The organism is Halorubrum salsamenti (genome assembly GCF_007671685.1).
Classification (GTDB): Archaea; Halobacteriota; Halobacteria; order Halobacteriales; family Haloferacaceae; genus Halorubrum; species Halorubrum salsamenti.
In genome coordinates this window covers 28,596-46,136 of sequence record NZ_VCNL01000005.1, presented here as the reverse complement: position 1 = coordinate 46,136, position 17,541 = coordinate 28,596, and the positions used below count along the sequence as shown (strand labels likewise).

At 62.8% G+C, this 17,541-nt stretch carries 18 protein-coding genes; 6 read left to right on the top strand and 12 right to left on the bottom strand.

What is annotated here, in order from left to right; translation table 11 throughout:
- Window positions 1–46 precede the first annotated feature (46 nt).
- The 4 genes from FGL94_RS13520 to FGL94_RS13505 are packed head-to-tail and all read left to right on the top strand — an operon-like array spanning window position 47 to window position 4,524.
- Window positions 47–574 (top strand): hypothetical protein, encoded by a 528-nt coding sequence (locus FGL94_RS13520; protein ID WP_241659182.1) that lies wholly within the window; start codon window positions 47–49, stop codon window positions 572–574.
- A complete protein-coding gene (locus tag FGL94_RS13515; RefSeq protein ID WP_144926302.1) occupies window positions 571–2,079 on the top strand; it encodes a UbiD family decarboxylase in 1,509 nt (502 codons plus the stop codon). Before FGL94_RS13520 ends, FGL94_RS13515 begins: the two co-directional genes overlap by 4 nt.
- Window positions 2,076–3,554: a UbiD family decarboxylase gene (locus FGL94_RS13510; RefSeq protein ID WP_144926299.1), complete on the top strand. Its 1,479-nt coding sequence runs from the start codon at window positions 2,076–2,078 to the stop codon at window positions 3,552–3,554. The genes FGL94_RS13515 and FGL94_RS13510 overlap by 4 nt, the downstream gene beginning before the upstream one ends.
- On the top strand, window positions 3,547–4,524 hold the full coding sequence (locus FGL94_RS13505; RefSeq protein WP_144926297.1) for an MBL fold metallo-hydrolase: 978 nt from the start codon (window positions 3,547–3,549) through the stop codon (window positions 4,522–4,524). The genes FGL94_RS13510 and FGL94_RS13505 overlap by 8 nt, the downstream gene beginning before the upstream one ends.
- A gap of 58 nt (window positions 4,525–4,582) precedes the next feature.
- On the opposite strand, the gene FGL94_RS13500 is transcribed toward FGL94_RS13505, so the two are convergent.
- The 6 genes from FGL94_RS13500 to FGL94_RS13480 all read right to left on the bottom strand — a co-directional run bounded on the left by FGL94_RS13500 (window position 4,583) and on the right by FGL94_RS13480 (window position 8,018).
- Window positions 4,583–5,419, bottom strand: a complete 837-nt coding sequence (locus FGL94_RS13500) for an enoyl-CoA hydratase/isomerase family protein (protein WP_144926294.1) — start codon at window positions 5,417–5,419, stop codon at window positions 4,583–4,585.
- Between the two features lie 127 nt (window positions 5,420–5,546).
- Window positions 5,547–5,723 carry a PaaD-like zinc ribbon domain-containing protein gene (locus FGL94_RS18395; RefSeq protein ID WP_186313415.1) on the bottom strand — a complete coding sequence of 59 codons (177 nt, stop codon included), beginning with the start codon at window positions 5,721–5,723 and terminating at the stop codon, window positions 5,547–5,549.
- 5 nt (window positions 5,724–5,728) lie between these two features.
- The gene (locus FGL94_RS13495) at window positions 5,729–6,493 is read right to left on the bottom strand and encodes a Phenylacetic acid catabolic protein (protein WP_144926291.1); all 765 of its coding nucleotides are present in this window, start codon (window positions 6,491–6,493) and stop codon (window positions 5,729–5,731) included.
- Window positions 6,490–6,699: a phenylacetic acid degradation PaaB family protein gene (locus FGL94_RS13490; RefSeq protein ID WP_144926288.1), complete on the bottom strand. Its 210-nt coding sequence runs from the start codon at window positions 6,697–6,699 to the stop codon at window positions 6,490–6,492. Before FGL94_RS13490 ends, FGL94_RS13495 begins: the two co-directional genes overlap by 4 nt.
- Before the next feature lies 1 nt (window position 6,700).
- Complete coding sequence (locus FGL94_RS13485; protein WP_144926285.1) at window positions 6,701–7,096, bottom strand: metal-sulfur cluster assembly factor; 396 nt, start codon at window positions 7,094–7,096, stop codon at window positions 6,701–6,703.
- 1 nt (window position 7,097) lies between these two features.
- Window positions 7,098–8,018, bottom strand: coding sequence for a Phenylacetic acid catabolic protein (locus FGL94_RS13480; protein WP_144926282.1), 921 nt, complete (start codon window positions 8,016–8,018; stop codon window positions 7,098–7,100).
- Window positions 8,019–8,206: 188 nt separating this feature from the next.
- On the opposite strand from FGL94_RS13480, the gene FGL94_RS13475 reads away from it, so the two are divergent.
- Together FGL94_RS13475 and FGL94_RS13470 are read left to right on the top strand one after the other, a co-directional pair.
- Entirely contained in the window at window positions 8,207–8,701 is a 495-nt protein-coding gene (locus FGL94_RS13475) for a GNAT family N-acetyltransferase (protein WP_144926279.1), read from the top strand.
- Between the two features lie 6 nt (window positions 8,702–8,707).
- A complete protein-coding gene (locus tag FGL94_RS13470) occupies window positions 8,708–8,992 on the top strand; it encodes a 2Fe-2S iron-sulfur cluster-binding protein (protein ID WP_144926276.1) in 285 nt (94 codons plus the stop codon).
- 824 nt (window positions 8,993–9,816) lie between these two features.
- Here the strand turns inward: FGL94_RS13470 and FGL94_RS13465 are convergent.
- From FGL94_RS13465 to FGL94_RS13440, 6 genes are all read right to left on the bottom strand, one after another.
- A complete protein-coding gene (locus tag FGL94_RS13465; protein WP_144926272.1) occupies window positions 9,817–11,451 on the bottom strand; it encodes an acyl-CoA synthetase in 1,635 nt (544 codons plus the stop codon).
- Window positions 11,452–11,670: 219 nt separating this feature from the next.
- Window positions 11,671–13,131 carry an amidase gene (locus FGL94_RS13460; RefSeq protein WP_144926268.1) on the bottom strand — a complete coding sequence of 487 codons (1,461 nt, stop codon included), beginning with the start codon at window positions 13,129–13,131 and terminating at the stop codon, window positions 11,671–11,673.
- Between the two features lie 151 nt (window positions 13,132–13,282).
- Entirely contained in the window at window positions 13,283–14,545 is a 1,263-nt protein-coding gene (locus FGL94_RS13455; RefSeq protein WP_144926265.1) for an RNA-guided endonuclease InsQ/TnpB family protein, read from the bottom strand.
- 277 nt (window positions 14,546–14,822) lie between these two features.
- Window positions 14,823–14,960, bottom strand: a complete 138-nt coding sequence (locus tag FGL94_RS18980) for a hypothetical protein (RefSeq protein WP_394348598.1) — start codon at window positions 14,958–14,960, stop codon at window positions 14,823–14,825.
- 116 nt (window positions 14,961–15,076) lie between these two features.
- On the bottom strand, window positions 15,077–16,102 hold the full coding sequence (locus tag FGL94_RS13445) for a DUF7504 family protein (protein WP_144926260.1): 1,026 nt from the start codon (window positions 16,100–16,102) through the stop codon (window positions 15,077–15,079).
- Between the two features lie 159 nt (window positions 16,103–16,261).
- Window positions 16,262–17,539, bottom strand: a complete 1,278-nt coding sequence (locus FGL94_RS13440; RefSeq protein WP_144926257.1) for an amidohydrolase — start codon at window positions 17,537–17,539, stop codon at window positions 16,262–16,264.
- Between the last annotated feature and the right edge of the window lie 2 nt (window positions 17,540–17,541).

Genomic DNA, 17,541 nt, shown 5'->3' with positions numbered 1-17,541 from the left:
CAGCCGATTTTCGCAGAGTTCCCACGGACGTTGGTAAGGGGTTTTATTGAACATCGTCCAGTATCTATCGGTAACGATGGCAGGAAAGTACGTCACGTCGGAAAACAATTTGCCTGAGGATCCGGAAGGAAAAGAGATCCGACTGCAGGTGAGTGATGAGGAGACAAAAGAGATCTTCGACATCAAAGCGAAAGTAGACACGGACCCGGAGAACCTCTCGGATCCCGAGCGTCTGACGGTCGTCAAGGGCCCCCACGAAAACATCGAGGAGGAGTGGTACGTGGACGTGATCGAGACAGATGACGGCGAACAGGTCGATCACGAACTGCTTAAGTCGGCGATGGAACGAGTCGACGACCAGTCGACAGTGATCAACACGCGGTCGAAGGAAGTGAAGACGCTGCTTCAGTACCTCACCGAGCGCGGGGAGTTCGAGTCGGTGTCAGAGGCGAGCCGGACGATCATGCTTGAATACCTCTCCGACGCCTACCCAGAGGTGGTCAGCGAGTACATCGACCTCAAGGTTGAGTCAGAGCGGAGCGAACTGACAAGTGAGCTTCGGGAAGGGGAATGACCGCCGACAGCCTCCGAGACTACCTCCGGATCCTCGAGGCACGAGGCGAGCTCCATCGGATCGACGAATCCGTCTCGTGGAACCTGGAAGCCAGTGCCGTGACGCTTCTCTTGAACGAGGCCAACGGCGACGTGCCGTTGTTCGAGGACGTCGACACAGCCCGGCTCGTCGGCGATCCGTATCGCGGCTCTCAGCGTCGGCCGTGGGACCGGATAGCGCTCGCGCTCGGGCTCCCCGGAGATCTCTCGTATAATGAGTACTACGAGTCCGTGATCGATCGGCTGAAAGACCCGATCGAACCGCGGACTGTCTCCCCCGACGATGCCCCGTGCAAGCAGCAGGTGCAGACAGGCGACGACGTCGACCTCCTGCAGTACCCGTGGCCGTACATCCACGCCGGCGACGGGGGACGCTACTCGAACCTCCACACCCTCATCGCCCCCGATCCCGATTCTGAGTGGGTCGACTGGTCGTACCACCGGTCGATGATCCACGACAGCGAAACATCGAGCGTCCTGCTGCTAGCAGGTGAACAGACACCGAACCTCTACTACTACAAGTACGAACGGCGCGACGAGCCCATGCCCGTCGCGCTCGCCGTCGGTGTCGAACCGGCCGTACAGTACACCTCCGTGATGTGGATCCCGACGGGTCGAAACGAAGCGGAGTACGCGGGAGGGCTAAAGCGTGAGCCCATCGATCTCGTTCCCTGCGAGACGAACGATCTCATGGTGCCGGCGAGTGCCGAACTCGTGATCGAGGGAGAGATCTTACCAAACGAGCGCCGCGACGAGGGGCCGTTCGGTGACTACTTCGGCTACATGCATGGCCCTCGGCGGTCGATGCCCCTGTTCCGGGTGACCGGGATCACCAGCCGAGAGGATCCGATCATCCCGTTCTGTGTCGAAGGGACGGGCGTCGGTGAAACGGAGAACACGACGAGCTCGATGGAGGTCGGCTGTGTCGGCCCTGATGCAACGCTGGGGCTCCGCACCGCCGGCTTCGATGTCGAGTGTTGCGCGCCGTGGAAGTCGACGCCGCGGACGGTATACGTCATTTCCACGGAGAAGACGGACCCGAGCTACCTCCACGATATGGCGAACTTCATCTTCACCACGTGGGGGATGCTGCACGTCGACTTCTTCGTGTTCGTCGACGGCGACGTCAACCCGCTCGACCAGCGTGCGGTACTCGAAGCGCTCGCGCTGCATGCGGATCCCGACGCTGATTTCCACCAGTTCGGCGTCGAGACGATGCCGAAGGTGCCCCTGAACATCTATCAGACCCCGACAGAGAAGGGGGATATCCAGACCGGCACTTCGAAGGCGAAGACCGCCAAGGCGTACATCGACGCGACGAGCAGCGACGCGACAGATCAAGAGGCTCGACGCCGCGACAGCGCGGCCTCCGACGTCGACCGGCGATACCGCGCGAGGCAGATCCTCGAACGGGCCGGCGTAGAGATAGATGATCTCCAGTTCGCCGAGGATGAGGGGAAACGATGACGGGGATGCGGGACCACCTCGATCGGCTCCGCGAGACCGACGACGTCGTCGACGTAACCGAACGAGTCCACTGGGACGGTGAGGCCGAGGCGGTGGCGGCGGAGGCAACCCGACACGACTGTCCGGTCGTCCGATTCGCCGAGACTCCCGGGCTTGCTCAGTTGGCGAGCGGCGTTTACGGCGGGCCCGATCAGTTCTCCACAGGCAACAAGGAGCCGTGGAGTCGGATCGACCTCGCGCTCGGTGAGCCGTCAGATAGATCGTATGTCGACATGCTCGACCAACTCGTCCGCTGGGGGCCCGCTCCCATCGACGAGCAGATGGTCGCGGAACCGGAGGCGACGGTTCGTGACGGCATCGATCTGTACGACCTCGGACTGCCGATGACACGCGACGGCGTGCCACTCGTCTCGCTCGGCGTGCTTGCAGTCGAAGTAGACGACACGACGACGTGGGTGCCGATCGCCGGACGGGGCCGTAGAAGCACTGAACTGAAACTCTCGGTCCCACGGGCGTTCGCTGAGTGGTGTCCGCGGGAAGCCGACGCAAGCGTCCTTCTCGGCGTGCCGGTCGCGATGCTACTCGCCGCACTGCAGGGGTGGACACAAGGGCAGCCGACGCCGGACGTGCCGGCCCTCGCCGCCGGGCTGAGCGACGATCCGCTGTCGACCGTCGACGGACGAACGATCCCAGCCGACGCCGAGGTACGCATCGACGGCGAGCTAACTGTTGCCGACCATCGCGATGGCGACTCCCGAGACGTCGACGGGGAGCGAAACCGCCCTGCGACGGCGGACGATCCGACGTCCGCAGCTACCGGACGGGGTGCGGCGTGGGAAACCGGGTGCGAGACGGCGACAGTTACGGTAGAGACGACAGCGATCGCGGCTCGCGAAAGCCCAACGATACCGTTTTCGCCGTCCGGTGAGGCCCTGGCCGACGACATCCACCTGGCGTGTCTGGCTGAAGCCGCGAAGCTGTTCCGTCGGGTGAACAACTACTGGGGAGTCTCTCCGGTGCGGTGGATTCAGATCCCCGTCGAGGGACGTCTCGGGCTCTGTATCGTCTCGAGTGAGATCCTGTACGCCGGCTTCGAGTGGCAACTGGCGAACACGCTGTTTTCCTTCTCCGATCTCTTCGACAAGGTACTCATCGTTGACGAGCAGGTGGAGCCGACCGATCTCGCCCGCGCATTAGACGATATGTGGGTGAAAGCGCACCCGGCGAACGACTGGGTGTTTAGCGAATCGAACGCCCCCAGCGCTGCCGCGCCGGCGTACCGCGACGACGACTCCGGCTCGCGGCTCTACATCAACGCCACGTGGGACCCGCGCTGGGACGAGGAATACATCGCGCCCCGGGTGACGATGGAGACCGCCTTCTCCGAAAACGTCTTGGCGTCGTTGGCCGATCGCTGGGACGAGTTCGGGCTCGACGACGCGATCCGTCCCGACCGGTTCGACGACGATGAGTGACCCAGTCCGGATCCCCGTCGGCGAGGGGACGCCGGAGGGGACGAACAGCGCGTACCTCCTTCCGACAGAGCACGCCGTCGTCGATCCCGGTCCGCCGACGGACGCGGCGTGGCGCGACCTCCGCGACGGGATCGAAGCCGCCGGCTGCCGGCTCGGTGACCTTGAGCGCGTGTTCGTCACCCACTGGCACGCCGACCACGCGGGGCTCGCTTGCCGGCTCGCCGACCGCACGGACGCGACGGTACATCTCCACCGGCGCGACGCGCCCTTCGTCGGCGAGTACGCGAGCGCCCGGAAGCGGCGCGTGCAACGCGATCGTCGGACCCTCGAACGCTGGGGCGTTCCGGAACCGGTCCGCGACGAGGTCGCCGAGGGCGACGCGCCGTCTCCGATCCCGGACACCCATCCGGTCTACCGACACGACGACGGAGACCGGGTCGGCGGGATCGAATTCGTTCACACACCGGGCCACACCGCCGGCCACGTCTCGCTCCGCACGGAGACGGACCTGTTTCTCGGTGACCTGCTGTTGCCGACATACACCCCTAACGTCGGCGGTAGCGACACCCGACTCGCCGACCCGCTGGGGAAGTACCTCGACTCGCTGTCTCGGATCGAGTCCGCCCGACTGACGGCTCGCCCGGGACACGGGACGGTCATCGATGTCGCGGCCGAGACCGCGGCCGTACGACGCCACCACCGGGAGCGGGCGACCGCCGCCTTCGAGGCGGTCGCCGACACCGAGGAGCCGTCGACACCGTGGACGGTGGCGAAGACGCTGTTCGGTGACCTCTCGGGTATCCACGCGAAGTTCGGTGCCGGCGAGGCCGCGGCTCACCTCCGACGGCTCGCCGCCGTCGACGTCGTCGAACGGATCGACGGACCGCCGGTCAGATTCCGGGCGACGGTCGAGGCGTATCCGACGGAGCAGTCACTCACGCCGTCGGAAGCGAAACGACTGGAAGAGTGACTGTGACTGACGACAGAGGGACGGACAGACGACAGAGGGACTGACGACGGGAGTGACCTTACTCGCCGGGCTCTTTGTCGCCGAGTTCGACGCCGAGGAAGTCGGGCTCGCGGTCCTCGAGGAACGCGCTGACGCCCTCCTTGGCGACGTCGGAGCCGAGCAGGCGGTTCTGGAGTTCACGCTCGTGAACGAGCGCGTCCTGCAGCGGCATCTCCAGCCCCTCGTTGACCGCCAGCTTGTTGTTGCCGACCGCGACGCTCGGCTTCTGGACGATCTCTTCGGCGAACTCGAAGGCGGCGTCTTCGATCTCTTCCGGCGGGAAGATCTTGTCGAAGATTCCCTTCTCGGTCGCCTCTTCCGGCGTAAACGTGTCGCCGGTGAGCATCATCTCCAGCGCCTCGGACCGGTCGATGTAGCGCGGCAGCAGCTGCGTGCCGGCCTCGCCGGCGATGAGGCCGAGGCTGATCTCCGGCATCCCGATGTTGTAGTCGTCGTCGTTGCCGACGTACCGGAAGTCACACGCGAGCGCGAGTTCGAGGCCGCCGCCCATGCAGTGGCCGTTGACCATCGCGATGAAAATCGTGTCCGTCGACCGGATCTTCATCATGACCTCCTTGCTGGTCTGGCTCGCGTATCCGACCTGCCGGCCCGACTCCTCGTCGAGCTCCTGGATATCGAAGCCGGTCGAGAAGAACCTGTCGTTGGCGCTGCCGAAAAGCACCGCGCGGACGTTCTCGTCGAAGCGGATCGACTCGACGGCGCGCTGGAGTTCGAGCAGGACGTCGATGTCGTGCGCGTTCGCCGGCGGTCGGTCAAGGCGGAGCACGCCCACGTGGTTGTCTACTTCGGTCGTGAAATACTCGAGTTCGAGCTCGTCGAACGGTCGGAGCGACATACAGGATACCGGTCACGCCAATCCCACATAAACGTTCCCCAATTACGCCCAAATCGGGCTCTAGCGGTGCTGCGTAGAGCGGACGCTGGTCGGGGTGTGATCGAACGACCCCGACTGGTGCGGTACCCTACCGACCGGTGTCAGGGTTCGCGCCGTCGTACTTGATCCGTTCGAACACCGTGTGACAGCCGTTGCAGTAGTACTGCGTCTTCGAGATCTCGCTCCCGAAGGCCGACTCCTGTTCCGTGTCCGTTGATTCGCAGAACGGACAGGCCACGACGGGTTCGGTCTGTTTGTTTGTCATCGCCATCAGTTCATCGCGAACAGCTCGTTCTGTTTGCCGCTGATCTGTGTGACGTCTTCCTCGGAGACCGCCCCACCGTCGGCGCGCCGGCGCGTCTCGTCCCACTCCTCGATCGGTGGCGCGTCCCAGTCGACGGCCTCCAGCGAGACGTCGGTGTCGGCGAACAGCTCCCGGTAGTGGTCGGCGAACGCCTCGCGAAGCTCGGCCGTCGATCGGTCGGTGAATCCGGTGTCGTATACCGGATCCGCCGATTCATCGTGCGCGGCCGGGCCGATGAGCGCGAGCGCCTGCGGGAGCGTTTCCTCGAGAGTCGCCTGAATCCGCTCGGGATATTCCGCTGCGAGCGTCTCCAGACGGGCATCGTGATACTCCAAGTGGAAATATTCGTCTTCGCCGATCTTGGTGATCAGTCCGTCCAGGTCGTCCCGGTCGATAGCGTCCAGCATGTACCAGGCGGCGCGGTCAGCGGGAGCGATCGAGGCGAGGTATTCGGGCCACTCGCCGTCGATTCGGTCGAGAGACGACGCGTTAGCGAACTCCTCGGGATCGCGGTCGCCGTTAAGCCAATCGGCGTCGCGGCCTTGTCCCTCCAGCTCGCGTACGAGCTGGCGAACGTGACCGATCTCTTCTTGGGCGGCGCTGGCGCCGCCGATGTCGTCCTCGAGCGAGGGGCCGGCGAGGCTCCACTGGGCGTACCGCTGACCGAGGAGGATCTTCGTGTCGGTGATCGCCTGCACGTAGTCGACCGCCGGGTCGGGCCAGTCGCTCATTGGGTGCCCACCTCGACCGTCGGCTTGGCCTCACCTGTGACATCGAGAAGCTGGTCCTCCCTGACGACTGCGAGCCGGTCCCAGTCCTCCTCGTTGAAGGTGTTTCGGGCGTACACTTTCGCGAGGCGGTCCGACTTGGCGGTGACGTTTCCGATGTGGATGGTGTCGTCGCCTTGATTGACTCGTGCGAATACTTCGTACTTCATGTTAGAGGCTGATACCGGATTCGTTCATTTTGTTTCTGACTGCGGGCGTAAGCATGTCTTTCGACCAGACGGGGTCCCAGACGACCTCGATATCGACCTCGTCGACGCCGTCGAGCACTGTCAGACAGCTTTCGACGTCGTTGTGGATCATGTCGTACGCCGGACACCCCATACAGGGGAACGACATCTCGACCGTGACGTGGCCGTCGTCTTCGTCGACGTCGTAGATCATCGCCATCTCGACGAGACTGACCGGAATGTGTGGGTCGGGGATCTCGTCGAGGACGTCCCACAGCTGCTGCTCGAACGGCGATGCGTCGGTCCGCCGCTCTGCGACAAACTCACTGGTCAGGGACGCCGTCGACACGTCATTGGATTCCGATGGTGCGCTCGACATGTTACACCTGGACGTTGACCGTGCCGGACTGGATCATGTTCACGTACTTCTCGTTGGCCGGGCCGCGAGAGCGCCATCGATCGATGACGTCCGACCAAGAGATCGGCTCGTCGAAGCGCCATTCCTTATTCTCGGGGTCGAACGCGACCGGCATATCGTACTCGAGCACGTACTTATCCTGCTCCTCGTCGTAGTGGGCCGGCACGTCCAGGTCCAGTTCGTCCATCAGCGGCATCGCCCGGGAGAGCCAATCTTGGCGGAGTTCGTCGTTGGACTTGCCCTTGATCCGGTACTCGAGCTGATCGTCGTGCTTCTTCTTGTCGTCCGGCATACCGAACCACTCGACGCCCATCGGGAACATCCAATCAATCGCGTCTTGGAGCTGCTGGCGCGTCTTTTCACTGTTGTTGGCGAGCCGGCGCATCCACGTCTCACCGTGTCGAAGGTGGAACTGCTCTTCCTTGCTCACCTTCGTGAGCGCGCGCTTCCACGGCGCGTACGAGGTGTTCTCGTGAATGTCGCTGAGAAGCACGATCCCCGCGCGATCGAACATCCCGTGGGCGGACACGAGCTCGGCAAAATTATCGAGGTGCTGATCGAATCCGTACGTGTTCCGGAATTCGTGGGGCTCACGCTCGTAGATGAGCTCGTGTCGATCCTCGCCCAAATCCTCCAGGAGCCGGTAGGCGATGTGCCCGTGACCCAGTTCGTCCTGGATGACGCTAACGCATGACGCCCGAGCGTCCATCGACGGCGCGTTGAGCGACTGGTCGTAGTACGCCGGCGCGCTCATCAGCTCCGTATCCCCCGAGACGGTCAGGATCTGCTTGAGCGCCTTCTTATAGCCGTCGGTCATCTCTTCGGTCGATTCGATCATCCGTCCGTTTTGCAACTCCTCTTTGAATCGCTTCTCTGTTGGCATAGTGCTGATCTCATCAAGCCATTCAAACTCCAAGGTTATAACTGTTTGCTGTATACGGTTCCTGTATCGGCCGATATCAGCGGATAGAACGATATCGGTAGATCGGAACGGGTGGTTCGAGCTGCCACGGGCGGCGTCGGTCTCGCTGACCAGTGCATTTTTTGATGATCCGGTTTAGATGGTGATGCATGACGTACGAGATACGCGAGGCGACGATGGATGACGGCGCCGAGCTGTTGGATCTGTGGCACGGCTTCACAAGCCACCTCTCGAAGCACGACGATCGCTACGAACACAAGGAGGACGCCGACGACCGGTGGCTCAAGTACTTCGAGAACCAGCTCGTCGATTCCAAGTACGGGAACGTCATCGTCGCCGAGCACGAGGAGACGGGTGACCTCGTCGGGGTGCTCGAGGCGCGTATCACGGGGAACCACCCGATCTTCCGTCTGCAGGACCACGGGTATATCAACGGTCATTTTGTCAGCGAAGACCACCGCGGAAACGGGCTCGGCGCGGCGTTGCTCGACGAGGTTCACGAGTGGTTCACGCAGTCGCCGAAGGATATCGACTTCTACCGCGTCGATGTCATCCACGGCGACGAGGGGTCCGAGGGGTTCTACGAGGCGAACGGGTTCGAGCCGGTCGAGCACGTCTTCGAGCGGTCGACCGACCAGGAGTAACGACTGATGGTCGAAACCTACTCTGTAGAGTTCGTCGACGAGGGACGGACGATCGAGATACCCGAAAACAAACCGATCCTCGAAGCGGCCGAGGAAGCTGGGCTCAGGCCACCCTACCAGTGTCGGATGGGCGTCTGCGGCGTGTGCAGTGCGATGATCGTCGAGGAGGGCGAGGTCGACCAGACGGAGGGGATGTTCCTCTCCGACAGCGAGCAAGAGGAGGGATACGCCCTCACCTGCATCGCGAAGCCCCGCTCGGATCTCCGGATCCGAACCGACGAGAGCCCCTAAGACGGGATAGAATCCATTTTTTTGCCGTCCGTCGCCGTCGAGCGCAGCCGTTCGAATCGACATCGCGGGCGTCGGTCTGTCCGATCCGTCACCGTCGTGAGCGCGCCCTTCGCGACCGTCGTGAACCTCGCGCGAGGCCGCCCGTGCGGAACGATCACGTCTCAGATCGCCAGACACAGTCCCGACCGCGCCCCGGAACCGGCTTGACATCCTCCAGAGTTGAAGCGATAGAGTTTGTCATACAAGTGTATAACTAACACGCTCATCGGGTCGCCCGACGACGCCGAGTAAGAGAGATGGCGTCGGCGACCGCACACCCGTGTCGTATACATAATACGTATACGGTATATGGACGAGGAGTGGCTATTGAATTACACACATACAGTTGTAATTTAATGAGTCCCAAATCCCGGGAACGACACGGCGCGTTCGAGTTCGATTTATCCGGATCGTCGGTGCGGCGTCGAACGAGCGACAGACCATGCGCGGGATCGGGCGAGCGGATCGACGCACGTTTGTATACGGATATAGTATACGTATAGTGTAATCACGCAAACGGCGGTCTCTGGCGTCACACGGCTCCGGTCTACGGCGTGCAGACTCGGCGTCCCAGCCACCCGGTCTGAGCCAGCAGAAACAGTTCGTCACGTGTCCTTGACGAATCAGTCCGGACGAACCGAGTTATCGAGCCCAGTCGAGAGATCCGGCAGGAGGGTGGCGATAGCGCCGGGTCGACCGGGACGAACGACAGATGCGTCGGGGACGCCGACGATCGCGGTGAAGACGATCGCGATGACAGGAGCGCGGATGCGCCGAAACGGCGACTACTCGTGTTCCTGCTCGCGCAGTTCGGTACGCCGGATCTTCCCTGTGTCCGTCCGCGGAAGCGACTCGCAGAACTCGACCGTACGGGGGTACTTGTACGGCGCGAGGGTGTTTTTCACGTGGTTCTGGATCTCCTCGATCAGCTCGTCGTCGTCGGTTTCGTCCTCGGCGCGAACGACGAATGCCTTGACGATCTCGCCACGCTGCTCGTCGGGGCTACCGACGACGGCGACCTCGGAGACTGACTCGTGTTCCTCGATAACCGCCTCTACCTCTGGACCGGGGATGTTGTACCCGCTGGAGATGATGAGGTCGTCGCTGCGAGACTTGTACTCGAAGCGGCCGTCCTCGCGCTGCACGAAGATGTCGCCGGGGATCGACCAGCCGTCCTGCGTGACCTCCTGCTGTTTGTCCGGGCGGTTCCAGTACTCCATGCCGGTCGGCCCCCGAACGGCGAGCAGACCGGACTCCCCGCGTTCGAGTTCTTCCCCCGTGTCGGGGTCGATTATCTTACACTCGTATCCCGGCACCGGGAACCCGGTCGGGCTGGGATCGATCTCGTCGTCGTGGCGGTGGCTGATGAAGATGTGGAGCATCTCCGTCGTCCCGATCCCGTCGAGGAGGTCGATCCCGTACGCGGACTTGAACTTCTCGAACGTCGTCGGTGTCAGGGGCTCACCCGCGCTGAGTCCGAGCCGGAGCGACGAGACGTCGTACTCCTCCGGTCCGTCGGGGTGCCGTTCGAGAATCTGGTTGAACCCAGTCGGGATCGACGCGAGGATCGAGATCCCGTGGTCCTCGACCGCCTCCAGCAGGTCGCCGGGGCTGGCGTCCTCGACGAGGCTCACACTCGCGCCAAATCGCAGCGGGAAGGTGACGAGGTCGCCGTATCCGTACGCGAACGGAAGCGGCGGATTGCCGCCGAAGACGTCGTCTTCAGTCGGCTCCAAACAGTAGCGTGCGTATCCGTCGGCGGTCGCGAGGATGTTCCGGTGGGTGTGGATCGCGCCTTTCGGTCGTCCCGTCGTCCCGCTCGTGTACAGCATTAGCGCGAGATCGTCGCGCTCCGTGTCGTGCGCCTCCAGCTCGGCGTCGGCCGCCGCAATTAGGTCGTCGTAGCTGTGGTAGTCGTGGTCGACACCGTTGCGCCCTGCGACGATCACGTCCTCGACGGTGTCGAGGTTCGGCAGCGCGTTCTCCACCTCGCTGAGCAGGTCGTCGTAGACGACGACCGCCGCCGCCTCTGCGTTGTTGATGATGTACTCCAGTTCCTTCGCTCGGAGCAGCTTCATCGACGGAAGCGCAACGGCACCGATCTTCTGGATCGCCAGACAGGTGACGATCGCTTCCGGACGGTTTGGGAACCGAGCAACGACCCGGTCACCCGGTTCGATGCCGAGGTCCTTGAGTGCGTTACCGAGCCGGTTTACCTGTTCCTGTAGCTCCGCGTACGTGATCTCCCGGTCCTCGAAGTAGATGGCGACGCTATCCCCGCGTCCCTCCCGAACGTGTCTGTCGACCAGCTCGTCGACGACGTTGATCCGCTTGGGGTAGTGCTGCTCTGGCAGCGTGTGGATGGTGTCGGGCGCCTCCGAATCGCTCGGCAGATATTCTTCTGTGACAGCCTGTTGCATGTACGGATCATCGATCATGTGGTTTCATTATATACCTAACGGTTCGCTCAGCGACGGAGGCTACCCTAACAAGCCGAATCGAACATCCCACGAGAAACCGATCGCCCGCGGAGAATACCGTCTTCCGTGGACCCGCTGGCAACCGCACCCGTCGACGACAATTAGCAAGAAGTCCGGTGGAGATCCGGGAAATTCGGAGGGAATCCCCGGCAGATCACACTATCTCGGCGGGTACGTGTCGGCCCACGGATTGACCCGTTCGAACCCGGCGCTCGCGGCGAAGACCCGCTCGTCCTCGTATCTGGGGCCGACAATCTGTAGCCCGACGGGAAGCCCGTTCTTCGAGAGCCCCGCGGGGAGCGACGCGTTCGGCGTCGCCGTCAGGTTGAACGGCCACGTGAGGAACCATCCCAGCGCTTCGCGGGTCTCTTCGCCGTGTATCTCGGACGGGCCCGAGACGTACTCCGTGCTCGGCGGCTCTATCGACAGCGTCGGCGTCACCAGCAGGTCGTACTCCTCGAAGAGGTCCTGAATCGTATCGAAGAACGAGGTGATCTCGGCCTGTGCCGCGCCGAGTTCGAGGGCCGCCATCTCCTGCCCCTCCTCGATCTTCTCGGTCACCGAATCGGGCAGCTCGTCTCGGTGATCTCCGTACATGTCGATGCCGTGTTCCGCCTTCACGCCCTCGTTGATGCCGGCCATCGTGACGCTCCAGTGGTCCATGAACGCGTGCCAGAGGTCGTCGAACGTCTGGTCGATCCCGATCTCGACGTCGTCGACCGTCGCGCCGAGCGTCTCGAACGCGTCGAGCGAGTCCTCGACGACCGACTGAACCTCCGGGTCGATGGGGAACAGCCCGTCCAAGTCGGGGTTGTACGCGATATCCAGCCCGCTGATCGGCCGTTGGGTGGCGGCGACGTAGTCGACCCCGTCGTCGGGGAGCCCGAACGGATCGCGCGGGTGCGGGCCGGTCATCACGTCGAGCATGACCGCTGCATCGGAGACGGACCGAGACAGCGTTCCGGCCTGGAAGAACGGCGGTGCGACGAACATATTCGGCCGGTGGGCGTGCGGTACGCGGGTGAACGACGGGCAGTAGCCGAACACTCCGCACGCGCTGGCCGGAATCCGACACGAGCCACCGGCGTCGGAGCCGGTCGCGAGCGGGACCATCCCGTCGGCGACCGCCGCTGCGCTCCCGCCGGACGATCCGCCCGACGTTCGGTCGAGGTCGAACGGCGTCGGCGTCGTTCCCGCCAGCAGATTGTCGGTCTGTCCCTTGTGGCCGAACTCCGGGGTGTTCGTCTTGCCGACGACGATCGCTCCGGCGTCTTGGAGGCGTTGCACCGCTATCGCGGTGTTGTCGGCGACGACGTTCTCCAGCGGCTTCGCGCCTTTCGTGTGTCGGATCCCCTCCATGGCGCCGAGGAGGTCCTTGACGGCGATCGGAACCCCGTGAAGCGGTCCCAACTCTTCGGCGGTCTCAACGGCGCGTTCCGCCTCCTTCGCCTCCTCGCGCGCCCGTTCCTTCAGCAGCGTGATGAACGCGTTCAGGTCGTCCTCACGCGCCTCGATGCGCTCGATGTGTGCGTCGACGAGATCGACCGGAGACAGGTCGCCGCGTTTGATCCGCGACGCCATCTCCGTTGCAGGTAGGTAACAAATGTCTTTGTTAACCATGTACAACCCGATCGTCGACTTCACGACTTATATTTATGGGTGACCCCGGCATTCTGGCGAGTCATTGACATCCTCGCCGCGCCTAAAGGCGCGGGAATCCTCACGCTCGGGGTCTGGCAGTAGCGCCACCCCCGATGTGAGCGACTTTCTCCTACCCGTGGATACTCCGGTTTGTGCGCAGTTCTTTGGGACTGTCGTGAGGGTGTGGTTTCCCCGACCAATCGTGGTCGTCCCACTCGAATCGCACGGGCCGTGCCATCGGCCGTGGTACCTCTGTCTGCCGTCTCAAGAACGTCTCGGACGCCGTGAGGTCTGCGTGCCCCTCAAACCCGCACAGACACGTGAGCGTATCTTGGTGACGCGTCGTGTCCTCGGTTGAACCGCAGTTCGGACACGTCTGTGAGGTCCACGCTTCAGGGCGGACTTCGACGGCGATGCCGTATTCCTCAGCGGTATACGTCAACCGTTCAATGAACGCTCGAAACGCCCAGAAGTTGTGCGTTTTCTCGTTCGCTCTCACCGACCAGTGCGTTTCCAACACGTCGGTTAAGTCCCCAACGTATACCGTCGAAACGCCCTCGTCGTACAGCCGTTCGATCAAATCACGGGCGAGCGCGTCCATCGCGTGGTCGCGCCGCCGAGTCCGGCGACGGTACAGCCGCCGAATCTGATTCGACGAGTACCTGTCTTCGTGGAGCTCCGACTGTAACCGAGCGATCTCTCGAGTCGTTTCGCGGAACCGCTCGAACAGATCGCGTCCTTCGTACAGGTACTGCTTGGCGGTCGTCGTCGTACAGGCGACGATGTTGTTCGCACCAATATCGAGGGCGGCAGTTTCGTCTGCCAGTGGTGAATCCAGTTGAGAATTGTCGACGGTAACTGGTTGAAAGGCCCTAAATTGGTTCGAAGTATCGTCGTAGTACAGTTCCAAGCGCCCCTGCTTGCCGTCCCACTTCGGAACACCCGCGACTTCGAGGCGAAGTCGCTCAGTGTGACCGAGCCCGTACTTCTCTTTGAGTTCCGTTCCGACTGGGATTTCGAGACGCGATCGATCGCCGGTTTCCAGTGTGTATTGATCGTTGCGAACGTAGGTGCGCAACGTGCGACCGTCATCCTCGTTGCCCCAGTAGCCGGGTGGAGAACACTGCTCACCCTTCTCTTTGAGTGAGAAGAACGATTTCCACGCGCTCTTGTTCTTGCGGATGAGCTGCTGGGCAGTGGCGCTTCCGAGAATACCGACGTACTGTTTGCGGTAGTCGTCGGTGTCCCAGATACTGTCTCCGTCGAAGTACTGTTGGCGGCGTTCGTACGTAAGCTCGTTCCAGAGACTGGCAGAAGCGTCCAACAGTTCGTGTAGTAACTCCCGGTCCTGTTCGGATCGGGGGCGTACAACGAACGTATTGGTCCGCTTCATCAATTACGAGTCGTATCGTAACGCACATAAATATTCCGTTCATGTGATACTATATGGTTGCAATTAGAATAGAGTTTGATGACGATGGACAGTATGAGCGGTTGAAGAAATTGAAGAAGCGTCGTGGTTTGACGTGGAAGGGATTGCTTCTCGAAGGTGAGATGCGTATTCTAGAACAGACCCCGGAGTAAGCGTCGTCGGTGGATTATGTAGTTGTGTGGTCGCTCGACCCCCGCCTGAAGGCGGGGGCATGCGCTCGATCAGGTGTCAGAGGTGGCTAATCGACTACCCGCGCGTCCTCCGCAGACCATGCGTTACCGCGCCGCCCGACTCGCGCGATCTCGAGGTACACGACGTCACCACGCCCGAGGTCGTCAAGCACGAGTTCGGTGTCTTCGTCGTCGTATTCGACCACGTGATACGTGGCGTTCCGAGGGTGTTCTCGGATCGTTACCACACTGTGATCGTTCATCGGTTCGACGACAGTGTATGGACCGGATCGAGTCATTGGATGTGAGTCAAGGTCGTTTGTCAGCCCAATTCCACGGTTTCGACGTATCGGAGGAACGATTCCAGTCCCTGATTCGACGTGTAATGGACCGTTTCGGAGTCGGCGTCGTACCGAACGATACCGGCCTCTTGGAGCATCGGGAGATGGTTGTGGAGGAGTTCAATCCTGATCTCTTCGCGTGGCGACGAATCGCGGATCGGGATCGCTCGCTCGATGTCATGGATCTCTTCGACCAACCGATCGATTGGAATCTCGGTCGTCGGCTGGTTCTTCAGGTTGTACAACAGCGTCCGTCGGCGTGGGGGTGACAGCAGGTCCAGTACCGTGTCGAAAGAGTGCCGCATCGGCACCGTTTCGGGACGGTCCGGGTCCGTCTTCGCCGCCCCGCCCGGTGGTGTCGTCGTCGAACGGAACGACGGTTCGGTGGTCGTCGCCTCGCGTTCCGTCGGGATCCAGCCGTCGTCTGGCGTGTGCTCGATCACCGTATCGTACAGCGGCCTCAGAGTCGCCAACGTCTCTTCGTCGTGTGCGCTCGGGTCGACGTGGTGATGGGCGATCACGTCGAGTCGCTCACAGAGGTCGTTGAGGCCGGTGATCAGACTGATCACCCGGTCGGTCCCGTAGGTGGTAAGCAGGGTTGACACCGAATGCAGACACGCGACTGTCGTCGCGTCGGTGTCCTTCCAGGCACCGAGCTGGCTGGCGATAGCGAGACAGACGTCGTAGAGGTCCGCGTCCTCAGGAAGCCCACGCACGGAGATCGACCCGGCTTCGGAAGTCGGAAGCTGAGCGTCTGTCACGTTTCGTCTCCCGTCGATGATCGTCGCCCGCTTCGGGAGTTCGCTGCCGGCCTCGCGTTTCCAGAGCGACAGCCGCTCGGCGGGAGACGCCGAGAGCGTGGCACTCAACACGTTGGTCTCGCCGGGCGGATCGCGAGTCAACAGATCGATACAGGCGCTGTTGTCGGGAGGCTCGTGCGACGGAGTGAGGAGAAGAACCGACGACCTACTGAGATAATCATTAATCGTGTGATTCAAATCTGTCATTATCCTCAGCAGGTACCGGACTGCGATAAAAATGTCGTTCGTTATCCATTTTGCCGAGCGGAACCTGCCATACCCGAACATGTGGGGTTCTACATACGTCTCTCGCTGCGAGGAAGAACACCACCGGCCGTCAGAGAGCTGTTCGCAGTGGGTTGCCCGCTACGAGAGGAGCTTTCGGACAGCGCTCGAGAGCACGTCCACGCCGATCGAGAGGCTCTCTTCGTCGATGTCGAACGTCGGCGTGTGGTGGCCGCTCGGATTGCCGCCGCCGATACCGACGTACGTCGCCGTGCCGCCGTTCTCCGTCACGGTCCGCATCAGGTAGGTCGCGTCCTCGCTCGCGGCCAGCGCGTCGCGTCGAATCAGCGACAGCGAGTCCGATCGGTCGGTGACGACCTCGCTCACGAGGTCCACCAGCTCCTCGTCGCAGTCCTGTCGGATCGACTCGCCGGTGCGAGTGATCTCGGTGTCGCACTCGTGCATCTCACCCGCCGCTTCGACGCGTCGGTGCACCGCGTCGCGCATGTACTCCATCAGCTCGGTCGATCCGCCGCGGACCTCGATCGACGCGGTCGCTCGGTCGGCGATGATGTTCGCGGCGTTGTCGGCGCGGATCTCGCCGACGTTCACGCGCGTGGTTCCCTCCCTGTGGCGCGGGATTCCGTAGACGCTGTCGGCCGCGGAGACGAAGGCCTGCACCGCGTTTCGGCCCTCGTTCGGCGCCAGCCCGGCGTGGGCTGACTCGCCCTCGAACGCGACGTCCATCCGGGTGAGCGCGAGCGCCTCGTCGAGCCCGGCGACGACCGTCCCGGTCGGGTAGTCGAGGCCGACGTGGGCGCCGAACAGGTGGTCGACGTCGTCGAGGTGCGGAGTCGACGCCATCGCCTTCCCGCCGCCGAGGAGCTCTTCCGACGGCTGGAAGAAGACCTTGAACGTCCCGTCGAAGCCGTCCCGCATCACTTCTCGGAGCGTCCCCAGCCCGAACGCGATGTGAGCGTCGTGACCGCACGCGTGCATGTACCCCTCGTTCGCCGACCGGAACCCGTCGGCGGCCGGTCGGTGGTCCTCGTCGGCCGACTCGGTGATCGGGAGCGCGTCGATGTCCACGCGCAGCCCGACTGTCGGGCCGGGTCCGTTCTCGACGACGGCCACGGCGCCCGTGTGGCCGCCACGGAGCCGCGCTAACAGGTCCGTCCGGTCCGTCTCGGCCGCCGCCTTCTCGTACCACTCCGAGAGCACGTCCTCGTCGGGCACGCCCAACCGCTCGTCGGGATCGACGGCGTCCGTCCCCACGTGGATCGCGTCGACGCCCAGCCGTTCGAGCTCCTCGACGATCCGCACGGTCGTCCGGAACTCACACCAGCCGGGCTCCGGATACCGGTGGAACTCTCGTCTCCATGCCGTCAGATCCGCGTTTTGGGGGGTGTCAGTCGTCATAT